Below are 17,281 nucleotides of genomic sequence, written 5' to 3'. Positions count from 1 at the left end.
GTCAGGGCTTCCCGCCGGACACCGCGCCGCCGGACACGTCGGCGTCGCTGGGCGCGTACTCGGCGGAGGCCCAGATCATGGTCGAAGGGTTGGCCTTCTCGCCCTTGTCCAACGAGTCGATGTGCGACAGCGGATCCTCGATCGCGTCCCTCGTCCCGAAGAACGGAAGTATGACCGGCGCGTCCAGGAATGGGCTGTCGATCACGTGAAGCACGCGCAGGACGGGATGGTCGGACACCAGGTCGTGGACGACGCCCGTGGAGGCGATCTGTGTGTCTGAGCACAGGACGTGGGTGCCTGGCATCCATTCGTGGGACTGTCGCGCATTGAGTTGGAACTCAATCGAATCGTAGGTGTACGAGTACTGCGGGTCGTAGCACGTCATCGTGTCCTCGACGGCGCGCTGTGTCACCAGCACGCCGTACACAGACAACCTGGCAAGCCGGTCGACCCGCGTATCAATGTCGACGATCGCCTGATACACCTCGGTGCCTCCGGGAGCCAGGAATGTGCCGAGCGAGGCGAAGTTCTCGGCGTAGAGGAGCCGGGATTCGTCGTACCCACTGGGCTGCAGGCGGAAGTCAACGCCCGCAAAACCCAAGAACGGGTTCACACCCGCGGCCACCGCGTCCCGAGTGGGCTCCCGCGTGGGGGTGTCCCGCGGGAACGACACGACCCCCATGACGCCACCGCGCATGTCGGCCTGCACCGTACCGCGGTTGTGCAGGGTGACCTTCGCGAGAGCGTGCACGATGGGCCCGCTGGAGCCCATCGGCGTCAACTCGGCCTGCACATTGACAAGCGGCCGTGAACTCCGGGGCAGGTAGTCCGTCTGCATCCAGAACTGGGCAAGACCAACAAGCGGGAACAGCGCCGCCACCAACGCCGCACCCTTGGTGACCGCACTGCCCGCGTGGCGACCCAGGTGACACACCCAGAGCACCGAGATCGCGCCGGCGGCCAGCGCCACCCCTGTCACGCCCAGCAGTTGGCTCACCGGGCTGCGATGGTCAACCAACCACACGTAACCCGCCAACGTGATGATGAACAGCTGACTCACCAGCGTCACGATCAGTGCGCTGGTGGAGCGCCGAAGGATCGCCACCAGTGCGAGCGCGCACGTGATGCCGATTCCGAACAGCAGTACTGTGCCGATCAGATCCCACACCTCGGTGGTCAACGTCGCATTCTCGAATGCGAGCCAGAGCACCACCGCCGTGCACAGGCCCACCCAGACGATGAGCATCCCCCGCAGTGGGCGGCTCAGATCACCGATGCCGAACTCGGAGTCGGCGACCGGCGCGACACTGGGCCGGCCCTCGACTGAGCCATTGCCCGCGCCGACCTCCAGTTTGACCTGCATGTCGGCACGTTAAATCCGCCGACGCTCAGGTCGGCGCGTAGTTGGCTACGCGTTTATGTGGGGTGCGGTGACTACGTGGTGTGGACGATGAGCACGTCGACCTTGGACCGGCGCGCCACGTTGGCGGGCACCGAGCCCAGCAGGCGGCCCGCGATGGTGCTCAGGCCCACGTTGCCGACGACCAGCAGATCGGCGTTGACCTCGACGGCCAGGTCGACGAGGGCGTCAACGGGAGCGCCCACGATGGCCTTCTCCTCGATGTTGGTGGCCCCGGCGGCCTTGGCGCGGTCGCGTGCCTCGCGCAGGATCGCGTAGATCGGGGCGTTGCCCGACATCTTGTAACCCTCGTCCTTGAGGACGTCGGCGGCGCGCGAGTCGTCATGCGAGGGGAAATATGCGGTCGCGACAATGACCTTCGCGTCTGGACCCGAGGCGAGGGCGCCGGCCCGGTCGACTGCACGCAACGACGAATCCGAGCCGTCGGTACCGACCACCACGGTCTTATAGCCGCTCATCCAAACCCTCCCAAAAGGTCCAATGTCTCAAGCGTCACAGAACGCCAACCGGAACACTAACCCGTCACGTTGTTGCGATGGGCGCGATTGGCGACACCGTTGCCGCGCGTCCGTGCTAGTTTGCCCCGCTATCTGCAGGATTTCACCTGTTCCGGCGTAAGGGTGAGGTTCCTGACACCGGCGCGCCGCACCCGCCGCCGCCCTCACGCGGGGCCGTCCTATGACTCACTTCACACGTCGCCCGCGTGGAAGGGTCTGGGCCTCACGAGTTCTCGCCGCGCGATCAGGCGGCGCGGAAGTTACTGTGTGGCTCCCCGCCCCAGCGCACAACGGAACACCGCGTGGTCCTGACCTCACTGCCCGATCCGATCTCGGAAGACATCGAGGTCGGCCCAGACCGGACTCGACGCCCAGGCGCAGTCACCGACCCGATGCTCGCGGCGGTCGGGGCCATGGCCGTCAGCGCGATCTGGATCAACCGACCCTCACTCTGGTACGACGAGGCGGCCACCATTTCGGCGGCCAGCCGTCCGTTGCCCGAACTGTGGGCGCTGGTGCAGAACATCGATGCGGTGCACGGGTTGTACTACCTGCTGATGCACGGCTGGCTGCTGTTGGCCGCACCCTCGGAGACGTTTCTGCGGCTGTCCAGTGTCGTCGCCGTCGGTCTCGCGGCCGCCGGTGTTGTCGTTCTCGGCAAACAGCTTTCGACGCGGGCCGTGGCACTCACTGCCGCAGCGGTTTTCGCGATCCTCCCCCGAGTCACGTGCGCCGCGATCGAAGCACGGTCGTATGCGTTGTCGATGGCGGCCGCCGTCTGGTTGACAGTGCTTCTGGTGCGGGCGGTTCGGCGCGGCGGGGTGTGGCTGTGGGCCGCGTACAGCGCCGCGTTGGCGGCGTCGACGGCGCTGAACGTGTACGTGTTGTTGATCGCCGGGGCGCACGGACTGTTGGCCCTGATGCTCTCCGGGCGCCGCGGTTTCGCGCACTGGTGCGCCGCGGCGAGCGTGGCGGTCATCGCCGTCGTACCGTTCCTGTCCTACAGCAGATCCCAGATGCGCCAGGTGGGTTGGATACCGCCGCTGCGGCAGCGCACCTTCGGCGAAGTGTTGGTGGATCAGTACTTCGACCACAGTGTTGCCGCCGCCGTGCTGGCGGCACTGTTGATCGTCACGGCCGCGTTCCTTCGCCGACCGTCCCCGGCGCTGCCCGAAGGCGGCGCGCGCGTGACGGTCGCGGTGACTCTCGCATGGATTCTGTTTCCCACCGCAGTGCTGCTGGGGTACTCGGCACTTGCGGCGCCGGTCTACTGGCCGCGCTATCTGACGTTCACCGCGCCCGCCGTCTCGCTGCTGCTCGGGGTCTGCATCGTCGCGGTCGCCCGCACCCCGTCGCGCACGGTTGCGGTGCTCGTGCTGTGCCTGGTTGCGGCGACACCGAACCTCCTTCTGGCGCAGAGAGGCCCGTACGCCAAGGGGCAGATGGACTACAGCCAGGTCGCCGACATCATCGCCAGCCACGCCTCGCCGGGTGACTGCCTGGTCCTGGACAACACCGTGCGGTGGGAACCCGGCCCCATTCGCCCACTCACGGCCGCACGACCCTCCGTGTACGCGAAGCTGACGGACCCCGGCCGGGGACGCACCGCGCTGGATCGAAACATGCTGTGGGACAGGCACAGGTCCATCTGGTCGTGGCGCGACCGGATTCCGTCGTGCCCAGTGTTGTGGACGGTGTCCGAACGCGATCCCACCCGCCCGGCCCACGAAACCGGACCGCGACTGGTACCCGGTCCTCGGCTTGAGCGCGCACCCGCCTACCGCGTACCCGCACAGTTCGGGTTCCACGTCGTGGAGCGCTGGCAGTTCAGCCTCGCCCAGGTCACCCGATCTCTGCGATGAACGCCGATCCTCATGTCAAGATCAACGGCATGGGATTCCTCCTCCGCACCGTACTGACCGGACTCGCGCTCTGGGTGGTGACGCTGATCGTGCCCGGCGTGTACTTCGTCGGCGGCCAGGAGACCTGGCAGAAGGTCGGCATCGTCCTCGTGGTCGCGGTGATCTTCGGCGTGGTCAACGCCATCATCAAACCCATCGTGCAGATCGTGGCGATTCCGCTCTACATCCTCACGCTGGGCCTGGTGCACGTTGCGATCAATGCGCTGATGCTGTGGATCACCTCATGGATCACCCGCAACACCACCCACTGGGGCCTGGACATCGACCAGTTCTGGTGGACGGCCATCTGGGCAGCCATCGTGCTGTCGCTGGTCAGTTGGGCGCTGTCGGTGCTGATCCGCGACACGCCGGTGGGGACTCGAAGCTAGCCGACGGCGACATCCTGGCTTTCACGGCCATACCCGGCACCCGCCTGGAGAGGCGGGCACCGGGTGGGCCGAATGCGAGCGAGTGACGGGATTCGAACCCGTGTAAACGGCTTTGCAGGCCGGTGCCTAGCCACTCAGCCACACCCGCACTGACACCGACTCTGCCGTAGGCCCGTCGCCGAGCCCACGGTTTACCTCACGCTGATCGCAGCTCCTCATGACCGCGACTGGCGCGGTACGAGGCGAAGCAGGCCACGACCGCCAGCAGCGCGAACGTCGTGAACATCCACCGCGCCGCCGCCGCGTCGCCGCGGTCGGACTGGTTCACCACGACTCCGGCCACGCCGGCCCCGAACGCGCCACACATCAACTGCACGGTGTTGATGGCCGCGGCCGCGGTGCCGCCCTCGGCCGCGTCGGCAACACCGCCCATGGCCCAGGCGGACAGGTGTGGCCACGCCATGCCGATGCCGACGCCCGTCGCCGTCAGCGCGCAGACCCACGCCGCCACCACCCAGAGGGACGCCCCGTCGCGCTGGGTGAGCGCCGCGACCACCAGACCCGCGGTCATCACCATGGGCGCCACGACGACGATCCGCGCGATGACGCGGGTGCGGTTCACCGAGGCCGACACAATCTCGCTGACCGACCAGCCCACCGACAGCGCCACACCGAGAAAGCCGGCGGCGACCGGGACCAGGCCCGCGAGCCGCTGCCCGAACAGCGGCACATACATGTCGGCCATGGTCGCGGCCATCATCAGACCCAACGTGAGGTAGATCCACTTCAACGGCCCAGGCCGGAACGCGGTTGCCGGCAGAACGCTTGCCGCACAACGCCGATCGACCAGCAGAAACACCGTGACCAGGGCAACGCTCGCGGCGAGCAGTGCCGCGGTGACGGCGATGTTCCGCGGTATGCCCGCGACGCTGACCAGCAGCGCCGCGGCTCCCAGCAGCAGCAGCGACCACACGGGAATGTTCCACGCGGTCGGCCTGCTCTCGGCGGACCGGCCGGGCAGCACGACGGGAACCAGGACGGCCATCAGCACGGTGATGATGGCCAGCGCACCGAATGCCCACCGCCACAACCCGAACTGCGCGAACAGCCCGCCTGCGGCCGGGCCCACGATGGTGCCGACTCCCCACATCACCGACACCAGTGCCGACGCCCTGGTCCACAACCATTGCGGCAGTAGGGCATTGATCATCGCATAACCGAGACCGGCCAACAGACCACCGGCCGCACCCTGGACCACGCGTCCCACCAACAGCAGTTCCATGCTGGGCGCCAGCGCGCACACCACGCTGCCCAGACCGAACACCGCCAACGCCGGCAGGTACGTCCACCGGGGCCCGAACCGCGCCACCAACGCGCTGACGGTCGTGGCCGCCGCGACCGAGGCCACCAGGTAGACCGCCGTCACCCACGCGTAGAACCGCTGCCCACCGATGTCGGCCACCGCACTGGGCAGCAGGCTGATGGTCAGGAACTCGTTGATCGCGTACAGGCCGACCCCGCCGGCCATCACCACCGAGGCACCGAGGTGGCGCGGTCCCAGGAGGTCACGCCACCGACCGACGCGGACGGTCGCGGACTCGCTCAACGAATCACTTCAATCCCGCGGCGTCCATGCCGCGCAGTTCCTTCTTCAAGTCGGCGATCTCGTCGCGGAAACGTGCCGCCAACTCGAACTGCAGATCCCTGGCGGCGGTCATCATCTGCTCGGTCAGGTCCTTGATCAGGTCCGCCAGTTCGGCCCTCGGCATGCTCTTGGTGTCGCGGCCCTCGACGATTCCGGCGCTGACGGCGCGGCCCGGTTCGCCCTGGGCCCGGCGCCCACGCGACCGGTTGCGGCCCGAACCGCCGACCTCGACGGTCTCGGAGTCGTCAGCCTCGCGGTACACCTGATCGAGGATGTCGGCGATCTTCTTGCGCAGAGGCTGCGGGTCGATGCCGTGTTCTTCGTTGTAGGCGACCTGCTTGGCGCGGCGCCGATCGGTCTCGTCGATGGCCTCCTTCATCGAGTCGGTGATCTTGTCGGCGTACATGTGGACCTCGCCGGACACGTTGCGCGCCGCACGGCCGATGGTCTGGATCAGGCTTCGCGGCGACCGCAGGAAGCCCTCTTTGTCGGCGTCGAGGATCGCCACCAGTGACACCTCGGGCAGGTCCAGGCCCTCGCGAAGCAGGTTGATGCCGATCAGCACGTCGTATTCACCGAGACGCAGTTGACGCAGCAGTTCGACGCGGCGCAGGGTGTCGACCTCGGAGTGCAGATAGCGCACTCGGATGCCCATCTCGAGCAGATAGTCGGTCAGGTCCTCGGCCATCTTCTTCGTCAACGTGGTGACCAGGACCCGCTCGTCGCGCTCGGCACGCAACCGGATCTCGCCGATCAGGTCGTCGATCTGCCCCTTGGTCGGTTTCACCACCACCAGCGGATCCACCAGGCCGGTGGGCCGAATGACCTGTTCGACGAACTCACCGCCGGTCTGGCTGAGCTCGTAGTTGCCCGGCGTGGCCGACAGATACACCGTCTGCCCAATGCGGTCGGCGAACTCCTCCCACGTCAGCGGGCGGTTGTCCACGGCTGAGGGCAACCGGAAGCCGAAGTCGACGAGGTTGCGCTTACGCGACATATCCCCCTCGTACATGCCGCCGATCTGGGGCACGGTCACGTGCGACTCGTCGATGACGAGCAGGAAGTCCTCGGGGAAGTAGTCCAGCAGCGTCGCGGGTGCAGAACCGGCGGGCCTGCCGTCGATGTGCCGCGAGTAGTTCTCGATGCCGGAGCAGAACCCGACCTGTTTCATCATCTCGAGGTCGTAGTTGGTGCGCATCCGCAACCGCTGCGCCTCCAGCAGCTTGCCCTGCCCCTCAAGCTCGGCCAACCGCGCCTCGAGTTCGGCCTCGATGGTCGAGATGGCCTGCGCCATGCGCTCGGGTCCGGCGACATAGTGCGTGGCCGGGAAGACCCGCAGTGAGTCCACCTGACGGATCACGTCGCCGGTCAGCGGGTGCATGTAGTACAGCGCCTCGATCTCGTCGCCGAAGTACTCGATGCGCACCGCGAGTTCCTCGTATGACGGGATGATCTCGACGGTGTCGCCGCGGACCCGGAACGTCCCGCGGGTGAAGGACATGTCGTTGCGGGTGTACTGCACGTCGACCAGCAGGCGCAGCAGACCGTCGCGGGGCACCTCGTCGCCGACGTTGAGTTCCACCGATCGATCCAGGTAGGACTGCGGCGTGCCCAGGCCGTAGATGCACGACACCGAGGCCACCACGACGACGTCGCGGCGCGACAGCAGGCTGGACGTGGCCGAATGCCGCAGGCGTTCGACGTCGTCGTTGATCGAGCTGTCCTTCTCGATGTAGGTGTCGGTCTGCGCGATGTACGCCTCAGGCTGGTAGTAGTCGTAGTACGAGACGAAGTATTCGACGGCGTTGTGCGGCAGCATCTCTCGCAGCTCGTTGGCCAGCTGAGCCGCCAAGGTCTTGTTGGGCGCCATGACCAGGGTGGGACGCTGCAGTCGTTCGATGAGCCACGCCGTGGTGGCCGACTTGCCGGTGCCGGTGGCACCCAACAGCACGACGTCGCGCTCCCCCGCCCTGATGCGCCGCTCAAGGTCCTCGATCGCCGCGGGTTGGTCACCCGCGGGCTGGTACTCGCTGACGACCTCGAACTGACCGCCGACGCGCACGACGTCCTCGACCGCGCGGTACTCCGAATGCGCAAGTACGGGATGTTCGGTAGCGAAAGCCATGAAGTCCAGCGTAGGCGGGGGTGCCGACAAGTTCACCGGATGTCCTCGCGCGCACTAGGCTGACGCGGTGCCCGAACCCGCGCGCACCGCACTCCGGGTGCTCGGTCTTGCGCTGCTGGTGCTCAGCCTGACCTGCCTTGTGCTCATCTTCTACCCCGGCCCGACCAGAGTCGCCGAAGCCCTCGGGCAGACGTGCGCGAACGATCGCCACGGTTCGACGTACCAGTGCTCATGGCTCGATGCGGCTGATCTGCTGTGGACCGGCGTCTGGCTGTCCCTGGTGTTGGGCGCGGTGCTGCGGATCGCCACGCGTCCCGCCGGGAGGGCCCCACGCACCATCGATCTGCGGCGCATATCGCGGAAGTTCGGGTCCTAGACTGAGCGGCATCCACCCTCCCAAGAACGAGACATTCGATCTGGCCGCGCGGACCAACACCGATCCAAAAGGCATCGTCCGCACGGTGGACGTCTACACCCTGGCTCCGTGGGGCGGCCTGTACATGGCCCGACCTGCGCCTGGCCGGCCTCAGTTCCACTACCTCGAGTCCTGGCTGTTGCCGAGCCTCAGCCTGCGGGCGACGGTGTTCCACTGGAATCCCGGCCACGAGCGTGAGCAGGACTTCTACCTCGACGTCGCATCCATCGCGGTGCACGGTGACACGTGGCGCACCGAAGACCACTACCTCGACATGGTGGTGCACACCGGCGACCGCACGGAGCTCGTCGACGTCGATGAACTGCTCGAGGCCTATCGGATCGGCCTGCTGTCGCCGGAGACCGCCGAACGGGCACTGCACACCGCGGTGTCGGCCATCGACGGGCTTGCGCGGCACGGCCATGACCTGCACGCCTGGCTCGGCAGTAACGGCATGGAGCTGTCCTGGCGATAACGCGTAGTGTGGCTAACTGTGAAGTTCACCGCAGGAGTCGCCGCCACTGTGGCGGCGGGTTTAGTGTGCGCAGCTCTGGCACCGGCGGCGTGGGCAGATCCCGGATCGGAACCCACCACTGAGCCTGTGCCCGTCGGACAGACGACGCCCGAGGATTCATTGCGCAACGTGACGTATCGCGCCCGTGTCGACGGCGTCTCGCGCGGCGCGCTCATCACCTACAAGATCAACGACACCCAGGTGCAGAGCGTCGACCCGACGATGGTGCCGGGTCGCGTGTTCGAGGCCCAGACCGTGCTGTCCGACGCGAACCTCGCGGGCATGCAGATCTCGATCCAGTGGCCGTATTCGGCCAACCTGCACTGCGAGATCCTGGTCGACGACCAGATCGTCGCGCAGGCCGACCAGTGGATCAAACCGCGGCTCACGCCCGCCAACGATGATCCTGACTACGGCAAGCTCATCTGCGGCGCGCCGCTCGTCAGCCCCACCGACTTCGGCACGGGCGACGCCCCAGCCCCGGATCCGGCCGCGGAGCCCGCACCCGAGGCGCCGCCCGCGACCTGAGCCTCACGTCTGCGTGAGCACCAGGAACGTCAGGTACGCCAGGTAGGCGACCACCATGCCGCCACCCTCTCCGCGGCCCACCCGGCGGCCCGAGACGAAGATCGGGATGCACGCCAGCGCCACCAGCGCCATCACCGGGATGTCGATGCGCACCAGATCGGGTTCGAGTTCGAGGGCGTGCCCGGTGGCCACCACCGCGACACCGAGGATCAGCAGGATGTTGTAGACGCTGCTGCCCAACAGGTTGCCGATCGCGATGTCCCGTTCGCCGCGGATCGTGGAGACCACAGTCGTGACGAGTTCGGGGGCCGACGTGCCGATGGCCACGATCGTCAGTCCGATGAACGCATCGGACACCCCGAACGCCTTCGCGACGCCGACGGCACCGTTGACCAGCCAGTCGGCGCCGATGACCACGACGAGGATGCCGACGATCAGCAGTCCCAGGTTCCCGATGAGGTCCCGCCGCGTCGCCCCGGGAGGTTCATCCTTGGGCACGGCGAATTCGCCCGCGAACTCATCCTGGATCGCACTGCTCTCCCGGCGTGCACTGAAGATCAGGATGAGCGTGTAGACGACGGCGCCCAGCACCAGCACGACGCCCTCGATGGGCGACAGCGTGCCGTTGGCGGCCAGTGCCCACAGCAGGACCGCGGCGGCGGTCATCATGGGCAGGTCCAACCGCAGCGTCCGCATCTCCAGGACGATCGGTGCGATCAGAGCCGACAACCCGAGGATCAGCAGCAGGTTGACGATGTTGGTGCCGGCGATGTTGCCCACGGCCAGCGAGGCGTTGCCTTCGGAGGCGGCCCGGATCCCGACCGCGAGTTCGGGCATGCTGGTGCCGATCGACACCACGGTCAGGCCCACCAGGATCGGTGGGATGCCCAGCATCGCGGCCAGTCGGGCGCCGCCCTTGACCAGCCATTCCGACCCAATGATCAACGCGCCCAGACCGGCGGCGAACCAGGCCAGATCGGCCGCCATCAGCGCGGACGCCAACCGGTGCTGTCGGCCCACTCCCAGGCGCGCCGGTAGGCGTCGAGGAACCAGGGCTCCTTGGCCTCGGCGTACGCGCCGCGACTGTGGGCGCCGACCGTCGCCGCGGCACGTTTGGCCACCACATAGTCGTCGCGTGCGCCGGGATTGGCCGCGAGCCAGTCGGTGAACAGCAGCGCGAACTGCTGATTGGGCCACCCGTCGACGCGGACGTGGACGTGGGTGGGGCGCCCGGGGTCCGCGGATGTGAAGTACCGCTTGTGCCACAGTTCGCCGCTGCGGGTGCCGTCGAACTCGCCGACGGTACTGCGGCCGTTGACCTTCGGGACGTCGGAGGTGACGGTGTCGACGCGCGGGTATCCCGCGTCGAGCAGCGCACCCGTCAGGTCGTCGGCGGTCGCCAACGAGTCGACGGTGATCTGGACGTCGATGACGTCCTTGGCGTCGGTTCCGGGAACTGCGGTCGACCCGATGTGGTCGATGCGGACGGCGCGGTGACCGCACGCGGTCTTCAACCGCGCCAGGATCCGCTTCGCCTGGTCGGGCCAGGTGTCGTCGTACGGCACCAGTTGGGTCGATTCGTCGGCGGCCCGCCGCATCGCGACGTTGTGCGCGAAGGGCAGGATGCGCTCGTACCAGAGGCCTCGGGCGCGTTCGGTCAGATCCCCGGCCGACCCCGAGTTGTCCAGCCACACATCGGCCACCGCGCGGCGCTGTTCCTCGGTGGCCTGTGCGGCGATGCGGGCACGCGCGTCGGCCTCGCTGAATCCGCGGTGCTCGATGAGCCGCTTGACCCGGGTCTCCTCGTCGGCGTGCACGATCACCACCAACGGGAACATCGGCGCCATCTGCGATTCCACCAACAGCGGGATGTCCTCGACGATGACAGCGTCATCGGCGGCCGCGGCGATGAGTTCCGACCGTCGCCGGCCCACCAACGGATGGACGATGCCGTTGAGGGTGGCCCGCTTCTCCTCGTCGCTGAAGGCGATCGCCGCCAGGGCGGGCCGGTTCAGCGCGCCGGCCAAAGGGCCGCTGTCGTGGAGGATGTCGTGCCCGAACGCGTCGACGAGTTTGGCCAGTCCCTCGGTGCCCGGTTCGACGACTTCGCGGGCGATCACGTCACCGTCGACGACGATGCCCCCGCACTTGCTGAAAGTCGCCGAAACCGTGGACTTTCCGGCGCCGATGCCGCCCGACAACCCGATACGAAACATTTCGACAGTCTTGCAGGCTGGTCAAACGCAGAACTCCCCGGCCCTGACGGACCGGGGAGTTCTGTTGGCGCTGAAAGCTCTAGGCGTTGCCCGCGAGCTTCTCCCGCAGAGCAGCCAACTGTGCATCGCTGGCGAGCGATCCACCGGTCGACTCCTCCGAGCGAGATGAACTGCTCGACGGACGCGCGGCCTCTTCGGCCTCGGCGGCGGCGAACTTCTCCATCTGCGCGGTGTGCATCTTGTGCCGGCGCTCGGCCTCGGCGTAGCGGGCCTCCCACTCGTTGCGCTGCGCGTCGAAGCCTTCGAGCCATTCGTTGGTCTCGGCGTCGAAGCCCTCGGGGAAGATGTAGTTCCCCTGCTCGTCGTAGCTGTCGGCCATGCCGTACTTCGACGGGTCGAACTCGTCGGTGTAGTCCTCGTTGGCCTGCTTGAGGCTCAGCGAGATCCGGCGACGCTCGAGGTCGATGTCGATGACCTTGACCATGGCGTCGTCGCCGACGGCGACAACCTGGTCCGGGACCTCGACATGGCGCTCAGCCAGCTCGGAGATGTGCACCAGGCCCTCGATGCCCTCCTCGACGCGGACGAACGCGCCGAACGGAACGAGCTTGGTGACCTTGCCCGGAACGATCTGCCCGATGGCATGCGTGCGGGCGAAGTGGCGCCACGGATCTTCCTGAGTGGCCTTGAGCGACAGCGAAACCCGCTCGCGGTCCATGTCGACGTCGAGCACCTCGACGGTGACCTCGTCGCCCACCTGGACAACCTCGGACGGATGGTCGATGTGCTTCCAGGACAGCTCGGAGACGTGCACCAGGCCGTCGACGCCGCCGAGATCGACGAAGGCGCCGAAGTTGACGATCGAGGACACGACGCCCTTGCGGACGGCACCCTTGGTGAGCTGGTTGAGGAACTCGCTGCGGACCTCGGACTGGGTCTGCTCCAGCCAGGCACGACGCGAGAGCACAACGTTGTTGCGGTTCTTGTCGAGCTCGATGATCTTGGCCTCGATCTCCTTGCCGATGTACGGCTGCAGATCGCGGACGCGACGCATCTCCACCAGCGACGCCGGCAGGAAGCCGCGCAGGCCGATGTCGAGGATCAGGCCGCCCTTGACGACCTCGATGACGGTGCCCTTGACGGCCTCGTCCTTTTCCTTGAGCTCTTCGATGGTGCCCCAGGCCCGCTCGTACTGAGCGCGCTTCTTGGACAGGATCAGGCGGCCTTCCTTGTCCTCCTTGGTGAGAACGAGGGCCTCGACCTCATCGCCCACGGAAACGACCTCATTGGGGTCGACATCGTGCTTGATGGAGAGTTCGCGGGAGGGGATGACGCCTTCGGTCTTGTAACCGATATCGAGCAGAACCTCGTCGCGGTCGACCTTGACGATGGTCCCCTCAACGATGTCGCCATCGTTGAAGTACTTGATGGTCTTGTCGATCGCTGCGAGAAAATCCTCAGCCGAGCCGATGTCGTTGATGGCTACTTGCGGCGAGGTGATGGAGGGACTTGGCATGTGGTGGGTTGCTCCGGACAGGTTTAATCGTAGGGACAGTTCTCTTGGCTTGTGACGCACGGGTTCGATGTCGAACTGATTCGGTGTCGAACCCCCACGTCGAACTCGGGTGATAAATCGCACACGAGTACTACATGAGACTACGCGACTGGGCACACGCTGGACAAACTCGGGCCACAACAATGCCAGTGCGCCCCGCCTGTTTCAGCGGATTCTACCGCTGACCTCCTCTAATCTGCTTGGCGTGCACTATCCTGCGAAGCCCGCGCAGCCGCCACCCCCGCTGTCCCCCGCCCTGCCCACGAAGGTGCGCAAGGTCGGGGCGCCTCTGGCCGTGATCATCGCGCTCGGCACGCTCGTGGCGTTGATCCTCATCCTGATCACCGCGACGAACCCCGCAGGCGCGGTGATCGGACTGATCCTGACCAGCATCGCGATGACGGTCGTGGTGGGCGCCTACCTGTGGCTGGACCGCTGGGAACCCGAACCGCCCCGGCTCCTGATCCTGGCTTTCCTGTGGGGCGCATCGATCGCGATCGTGCTGTCGATCGTTCTCGAGGTGGTGTTCGAGGCCGCGGTGAATCCCGAGTCCACCACCGAGTCCCACACCAGCTTCTTCACCGTGGCGATCGGCGCGCCCCTCATCGAGGAGGCGGCCAAGGGGCTGTTCCTGCTGCTGATGATGACGGGACGCCGCAGGCATGAGCTCAACTCGCTGACCGACTGCCTGGTCTTCGCGGGCCTGGTCGGCGCGGGATTCGCCTGGATCGAGGACATCTTCTACATCGCCAGCGGCGAGACGCTGGGCGCATCGCTGGCCACCGCGGCGCTGCGCCTGGTCATGGCGCCGTTCGCACACTCGCTGTTCACGACCCTGACGGCGATCGGCGTGTACTTCGCCCTGCAGCACCGGCATCGCGTTGTGCAGGTTGCCTACATCCTGGCCGGTTACCTCGGCGCGGTGGCCCTGCACGGCCTGTGGAACGGATCGGCACTGCTGGGTCCGGGCGCCTACTTCGGCGTCTACCTGCTGTGGATGGTGCCGGTGTTCACCCTGGCGATCGTGCTGGCCGTCCGCAGTCGCCGTCGCGAACAGACCATCGTCGCCGCGAAACTGCCCGGCATGGTCGCAGCCGGGCTTCTCAGCCCCAACGAAGCGACGTGGCTGGGTTCGCTGCGCGACCGCAGGGCCGCGATCGCGGCCGTGGCCAACCACGGCGGACGACCCGCAGCGCGAGGCGTCCGGCACTTCGCCGCGCAGGTCGTCGAGTTGGCCTTCGCGCAGGACCGGATCGACCGCGGCTTCGGCGACGAACGCGTGGTGGCCTACCGCAACGATGAGACCTACCGTCTCTACGCCGCACGCGCGTACGCCGCGCCGACGCTGAGTTGGCTGGCGAACTACCGCGCGCCGCGGTAGATCAGTGCGCCGCGGCGTCCCAGCTGCGGCCGAATCCCACCGACACCTCGAGCGGCACGTCCAGCGGATAGGCGCTGCCCATCTTGTCGCGCACCAGCGCCTCGACCTGCTCGCGCTCGCCGTCGGCGACCTCGAGCAGCAGTTCGTCGTGAACCTGAAGCAGCATGCGCGACGTGAGGTTCGCCTCCGTCAGCGCCTTCTCCACCTCGATCATTGCGACCTTGATGATGTCGGCCGCACTGCCCTGGATCGGGGCGTTGAGCGCGGCGCGTTCGGCGGCCTCGCGGACCTGCCGGTTGCTGCTGTCCAGTTCGGGCAGGTAGCGGCGCCGGCCCAACACCGTCGAGGTGTAGCCGTCCTTGCGGGCCTGCTCGACCACCGACTGCAGGTAGTCACGGACCCCGCCGAACCGGGCGAAGTACTGGTCCATCTGGCCCTTGGCCTCTTCGGTGGAGATCTTGAGCTGCGAGGCCAACCCGTACGCCGAGAGCCCGTAGGCCAAGCCGTACGACATGGCCTTGACACGGCGGCGCAGTTCCGGGGTGACGTCGGCGATGTCGACGCCGAACGCGCGCGAGGCGACGAACGAGTGCAGGTCCTCCCCCGTGTTGAACGCCTCGATCAGCCCCTCGTCGCCCGAGAGGTGGGCCATGATGCGCATCTCGATCTGGCTGTAGTCCGCCGTCATCAACTCCGCATAGCCGTCGCCGACGACGAATGCGTCACGGATCTCGCGGCCCGCGTCGGTCCGGATCGGGATGTTCTGCAGGTTGGGTTCGGTGGACGACAGGCGCCCGGTCGCGGCGATGGTCTGGTTGAACGTCGTGTGGATCCGGCCGTCCGAGGCCACCGAGTTCAGCAGACCGTCGACCGTGACCTTGAGCCGCGTGACGTCGCGGTGAGTCAGCAGGTGCTGCAGGAACGGATGGCCGGTCTTGTCGAACAGGGACTGCAGCGCGTCGGCGTCTGTGGTGTAGCCGGTCTTGGTGCGCTTGGTCTTGGGCATCTCCAGTTCGTCGAACAGCACGACCTGCAACTGCTTGGGCGACCCGAGGTTGATCTGCTTGCCGATCACTCCGTAGGCGGCCTCGGCCGCGTCGCGGATCTGGTCGCCGAACGTGCTCTGCAGCTGAGTCAGCCGGTCCAGGTCGACGGCGATGCCGCGGGACTCCATGGCGGCCAGAGCCGTCTGGACGGGCAGTTCCATGTCGCCCAGCAGCGCCGAGGAGTCGATCCGCGCCAGTTCGGCGTCCAACGCGTCGGCGAGGTCGATGACGGCCCGGGCCCGCAGAATCAGGGTCTGCACGGCCTGAGTGTCGACGCCCTCGTCGTCGTCGAGAAGCGAAAGCTGCTGCTGCTCAGGGGTGTCCGCGCGCAGCTCGCGCCGCAGGTACCGCAGCGAGAGATCGTCGAGGGTGAAGCTGCGCTGGCCCGGCCGCACCAGGTAGGCGGCCAGCGCGGTGTCCGAGGTGACGCCGGCCAGCGACCAGCCGCGGCCCTCGAGATCATGGATCGCCAACTTGGCCTCGTGCAGGGCCTTGGGGTGCGCCGGGTCGGCCAGCCACTGCCCGAGGGCGGCGTCGTCTTCTGGGGTGAGCGTCGCGGTGTCGATGTAGCAGCCCTCGCCGTCGGCCGCGGCGATCGCCAGCGCCGTCGCGTCGGCATCGAAGGCCAGGTGCGTGCCGACCACGGCGATGCCGGCGCGCCGCCCGTCGCTGACATGCTCGGCCAGCCACGCCCCAACAGCGCCCGGGGCCAGCGCGTCACCGCGGACGTCGAACCCCTCCTCGACCTCGGGATCGGCCGAGGCCAAGGTGTCGAACAGCCGGTCGCGCAGGACGCGGAACTCCAGGTCGTCGAAAAGCCGGTGGATGTGGTCGCGGTCCCAGGGCTGCATACGCAGCGTGTCCGGGGTCTGCGCCAGCGGCACGTCCTTGACCAGGTCGGTCAGTTCCCGGTTGAGCACCACCGACGCGAGGTTGGCCCGCAGCGAGTCGCCCACCTTGCCCTTCACGGCGTCGACGTTGTCCACCAGGGCCTGCAGCGAACCGTATTCGGCGATCCACTTGGTGGCGGTCTTCTCCCCGACGCCGGGGATGCCGGGCAGGTTGTCGCTCGGGTCACCACGCAGCGCCGCGAAATCGGGGTACTGCGTCGGGGTCAGCCCGTACTTCTCGACGACCGCCTCGGGAGTGAAGCGAGTGAGCTCGCTGACGCCCTTGCGCGGGTAGAGCACCGTCACGTCGTCACTGACCAACTGCAGCGAGTCGCGGTCACCCGTGACCACCAGAACCCGGTAGCCCTCGTTCTCGGCCTGGGTGGCCAGGGTCGCGATGATGTCGTCGGCCTCGAAGCCGGCCTCGGCCAACACCGTGATGCCCAGCGCGCCGAGCACCTCCTTGGTGATGTCGATCTGACCGCGGAACTCATCCGGCGTCGAGGCGCGGTTGGCCTTGTACTCCGGGTACCGCTCCGATCGGAACGTCTGCCGCGAGACGTCGAACGCGGCGGCGATGTGCGTGGGCCCCTCGTCGCGCAGCAGGTTGATCAGCATGGCCGTGAAGCCGTAGACCGCGTTGGTGGTCAGCCCACCCTGGGTCTTGAAGTTCTCGGCAGGCAACGCGTAGAACGCGCGGAACGCCAACGAGTTGCCGTCCAGCAGCATCAGTGTGGGTTTGGCATCGGCCTGCTCGGA

14 protein-coding genes and 1 tRNA gene are annotated in these 17,281 nt (G+C 67.2%); 6 read left to right on the top strand and 9 right to left on the bottom strand.

From position 1 onward, the window contains the following. Window position 1: 1 nt before the first annotated feature. Window positions 2-1,363 carry a hypothetical protein gene (locus tag G6N34_RS09575; RefSeq protein ID WP_085150585.1) on the bottom strand — a complete coding sequence of 454 codons (1,362 nt, stop codon included), beginning with the start codon at window positions 1,361-1,363 and terminating at the stop codon, window positions 2-4. 71 nt (window positions 1,364-1,434) lie between these two features. Then, entirely contained in the window at window positions 1,435-1,878 is a 444-nt protein-coding gene (locus tag G6N34_RS09570) for a universal stress protein (protein ID WP_085150583.1), read from the bottom strand. 341 nt (window positions 1,879-2,219) lie between these two features. Between G6N34_RS09570 and G6N34_RS09565 the strand changes: the two genes are divergently transcribed. Then, window positions 2,220-3,779 (top strand): glycosyltransferase family 39 protein, encoded by a 1,560-nt coding sequence (locus tag G6N34_RS09565; protein ID WP_179965736.1) that lies wholly within the window; start codon window positions 2,220-2,222, stop codon window positions 3,777-3,779. Then, the gene (locus tag G6N34_RS09560) at window positions 3,776-4,207 is read left to right on the top strand and encodes a phage holin family protein (RefSeq protein ID WP_407663220.1); all 432 of its coding nucleotides are present in this window, start codon (window positions 3,776-3,778) and stop codon (window positions 4,205-4,207) included. Before G6N34_RS09565 ends, G6N34_RS09560 begins: the two co-directional genes overlap by 4 nt. 77 nt (window positions 4,208-4,284) lie before the next feature. Here G6N34_RS09560 and G6N34_RS09555 read toward each other — a convergent pair. From G6N34_RS09555 to uvrB, 3 genes are all read right to left on the bottom strand, one after another. Then, window positions 4,285-4,355: transfer RNA gene (locus G6N34_RS09555), tRNA-Cys, on the bottom strand. Between the two features lie 48 nt (window positions 4,356-4,403). Next, complete coding sequence (locus G6N34_RS09550) at window positions 4,404-5,813, bottom strand: MFS transporter (RefSeq protein WP_085150581.1); 1,410 nt, start codon at window positions 5,811-5,813, stop codon at window positions 4,404-4,406. Between the two features lie 4 nt (window positions 5,814-5,817). Continuing rightward, window positions 5,818-7,977, bottom strand: a complete 2,160-nt coding sequence (uvrB, locus tag G6N34_RS09545; RefSeq protein ID WP_085150579.1) for an excinuclease ABC subunit UvrB — start codon at window positions 7,975-7,977, stop codon at window positions 5,818-5,820. A gap of 67 nt (window positions 7,978-8,044) precedes the next feature. Here uvrB and G6N34_RS09540 point away from each other — a divergent pair, with 67 nt between their 5' ends. From G6N34_RS09540 to G6N34_RS09530, 3 genes are read left to right on the top strand one after another with little or no spacing between them, the layout of a single operon-like run. Further along, a complete protein-coding gene (locus tag G6N34_RS09540) occupies window positions 8,045-8,353 on the top strand; it encodes a hypothetical protein (RefSeq protein WP_085150577.1) in 309 nt (102 codons plus the stop codon). A gap of 10 nt (window positions 8,354-8,363) precedes the next feature. Beyond that, complete coding sequence (locus G6N34_RS09535) at window positions 8,364-8,867, top strand: ribonuclease FAU-1 family protein (protein ID WP_085150650.1); 504 nt, start codon at window positions 8,364-8,366, stop codon at window positions 8,865-8,867. Window positions 8,868-8,885: 18 nt separating this feature from the next. Then, complete coding sequence (locus tag G6N34_RS09530; protein WP_109788369.1) at window positions 8,886-9,434, top strand: hypothetical protein; 549 nt, start codon at window positions 8,886-8,888, stop codon at window positions 9,432-9,434. Between the two features lie 3 nt (window positions 9,435-9,437). On the opposite strand, the gene G6N34_RS09525 is transcribed toward G6N34_RS09530, so the two are convergent. The 3 genes from G6N34_RS09525 to rpsA all read right to left on the bottom strand — a co-directional run bounded on the left by G6N34_RS09525 (window position 9,438) and on the right by rpsA (window position 13,166). Next, complete coding sequence (locus tag G6N34_RS09525; RefSeq protein ID WP_085150648.1) at window positions 9,438-10,421, bottom strand: calcium/sodium antiporter; 984 nt, start codon at window positions 10,419-10,421, stop codon at window positions 9,438-9,440. Next, the gene (gene coaE, locus G6N34_RS09520) at window positions 10,421-11,650 is read right to left on the bottom strand and encodes a dephospho-CoA kinase (protein WP_085150575.1); all 1,230 of its coding nucleotides are present in this window, start codon (window positions 11,648-11,650) and stop codon (window positions 10,421-10,423) included. Before coaE ends, G6N34_RS09525 begins: the two co-directional genes overlap by 1 nt. Before the next feature lie 79 nt (window positions 11,651-11,729). Continuing rightward, entirely contained in the window at window positions 11,730-13,166 is a 1,437-nt protein-coding gene (gene rpsA, locus G6N34_RS09515; protein WP_085150573.1) for a 30S ribosomal protein S1, read from the bottom strand. A 244-nt stretch (window positions 13,167-13,410) separates the two neighbouring features. Here rpsA and G6N34_RS09510 point away from each other — a divergent pair, with 244 nt between their 5' ends. Beyond that, on the top strand, window positions 13,411-14,586 hold the full coding sequence (locus tag G6N34_RS09510; RefSeq protein ID WP_085150571.1) for a PrsW family intramembrane metalloprotease: 1,176 nt from the start codon (window positions 13,411-13,413) through the stop codon (window positions 14,584-14,586). Window position 14,587: 1 nt separating this feature from the next. On the opposite strand, the gene polA is transcribed toward G6N34_RS09510, so the two are convergent. Continuing rightward, window positions 14,588-17,251, bottom strand: a complete 2,664-nt coding sequence (gene polA / locus G6N34_RS09505; protein WP_109788372.1) for a DNA polymerase I — start codon at window positions 17,249-17,251, stop codon at window positions 14,588-14,590. Between the last annotated feature and the right edge of the window lie 30 nt (window positions 17,252-17,281).

The sequence above is a fragment of the Mycolicibacterium confluentis genome (assembly GCF_010729895.1).
GTDB classification, from domain to species: domain Bacteria; phylum Actinomycetota; class Actinomycetes; order Mycobacteriales; family Mycobacteriaceae; genus Mycobacterium; species Mycobacterium confluentis.
Note: the sequence above shows the minus strand (reverse complement) of the source record. Positions and strands in the feature narration are given on the sequence as shown.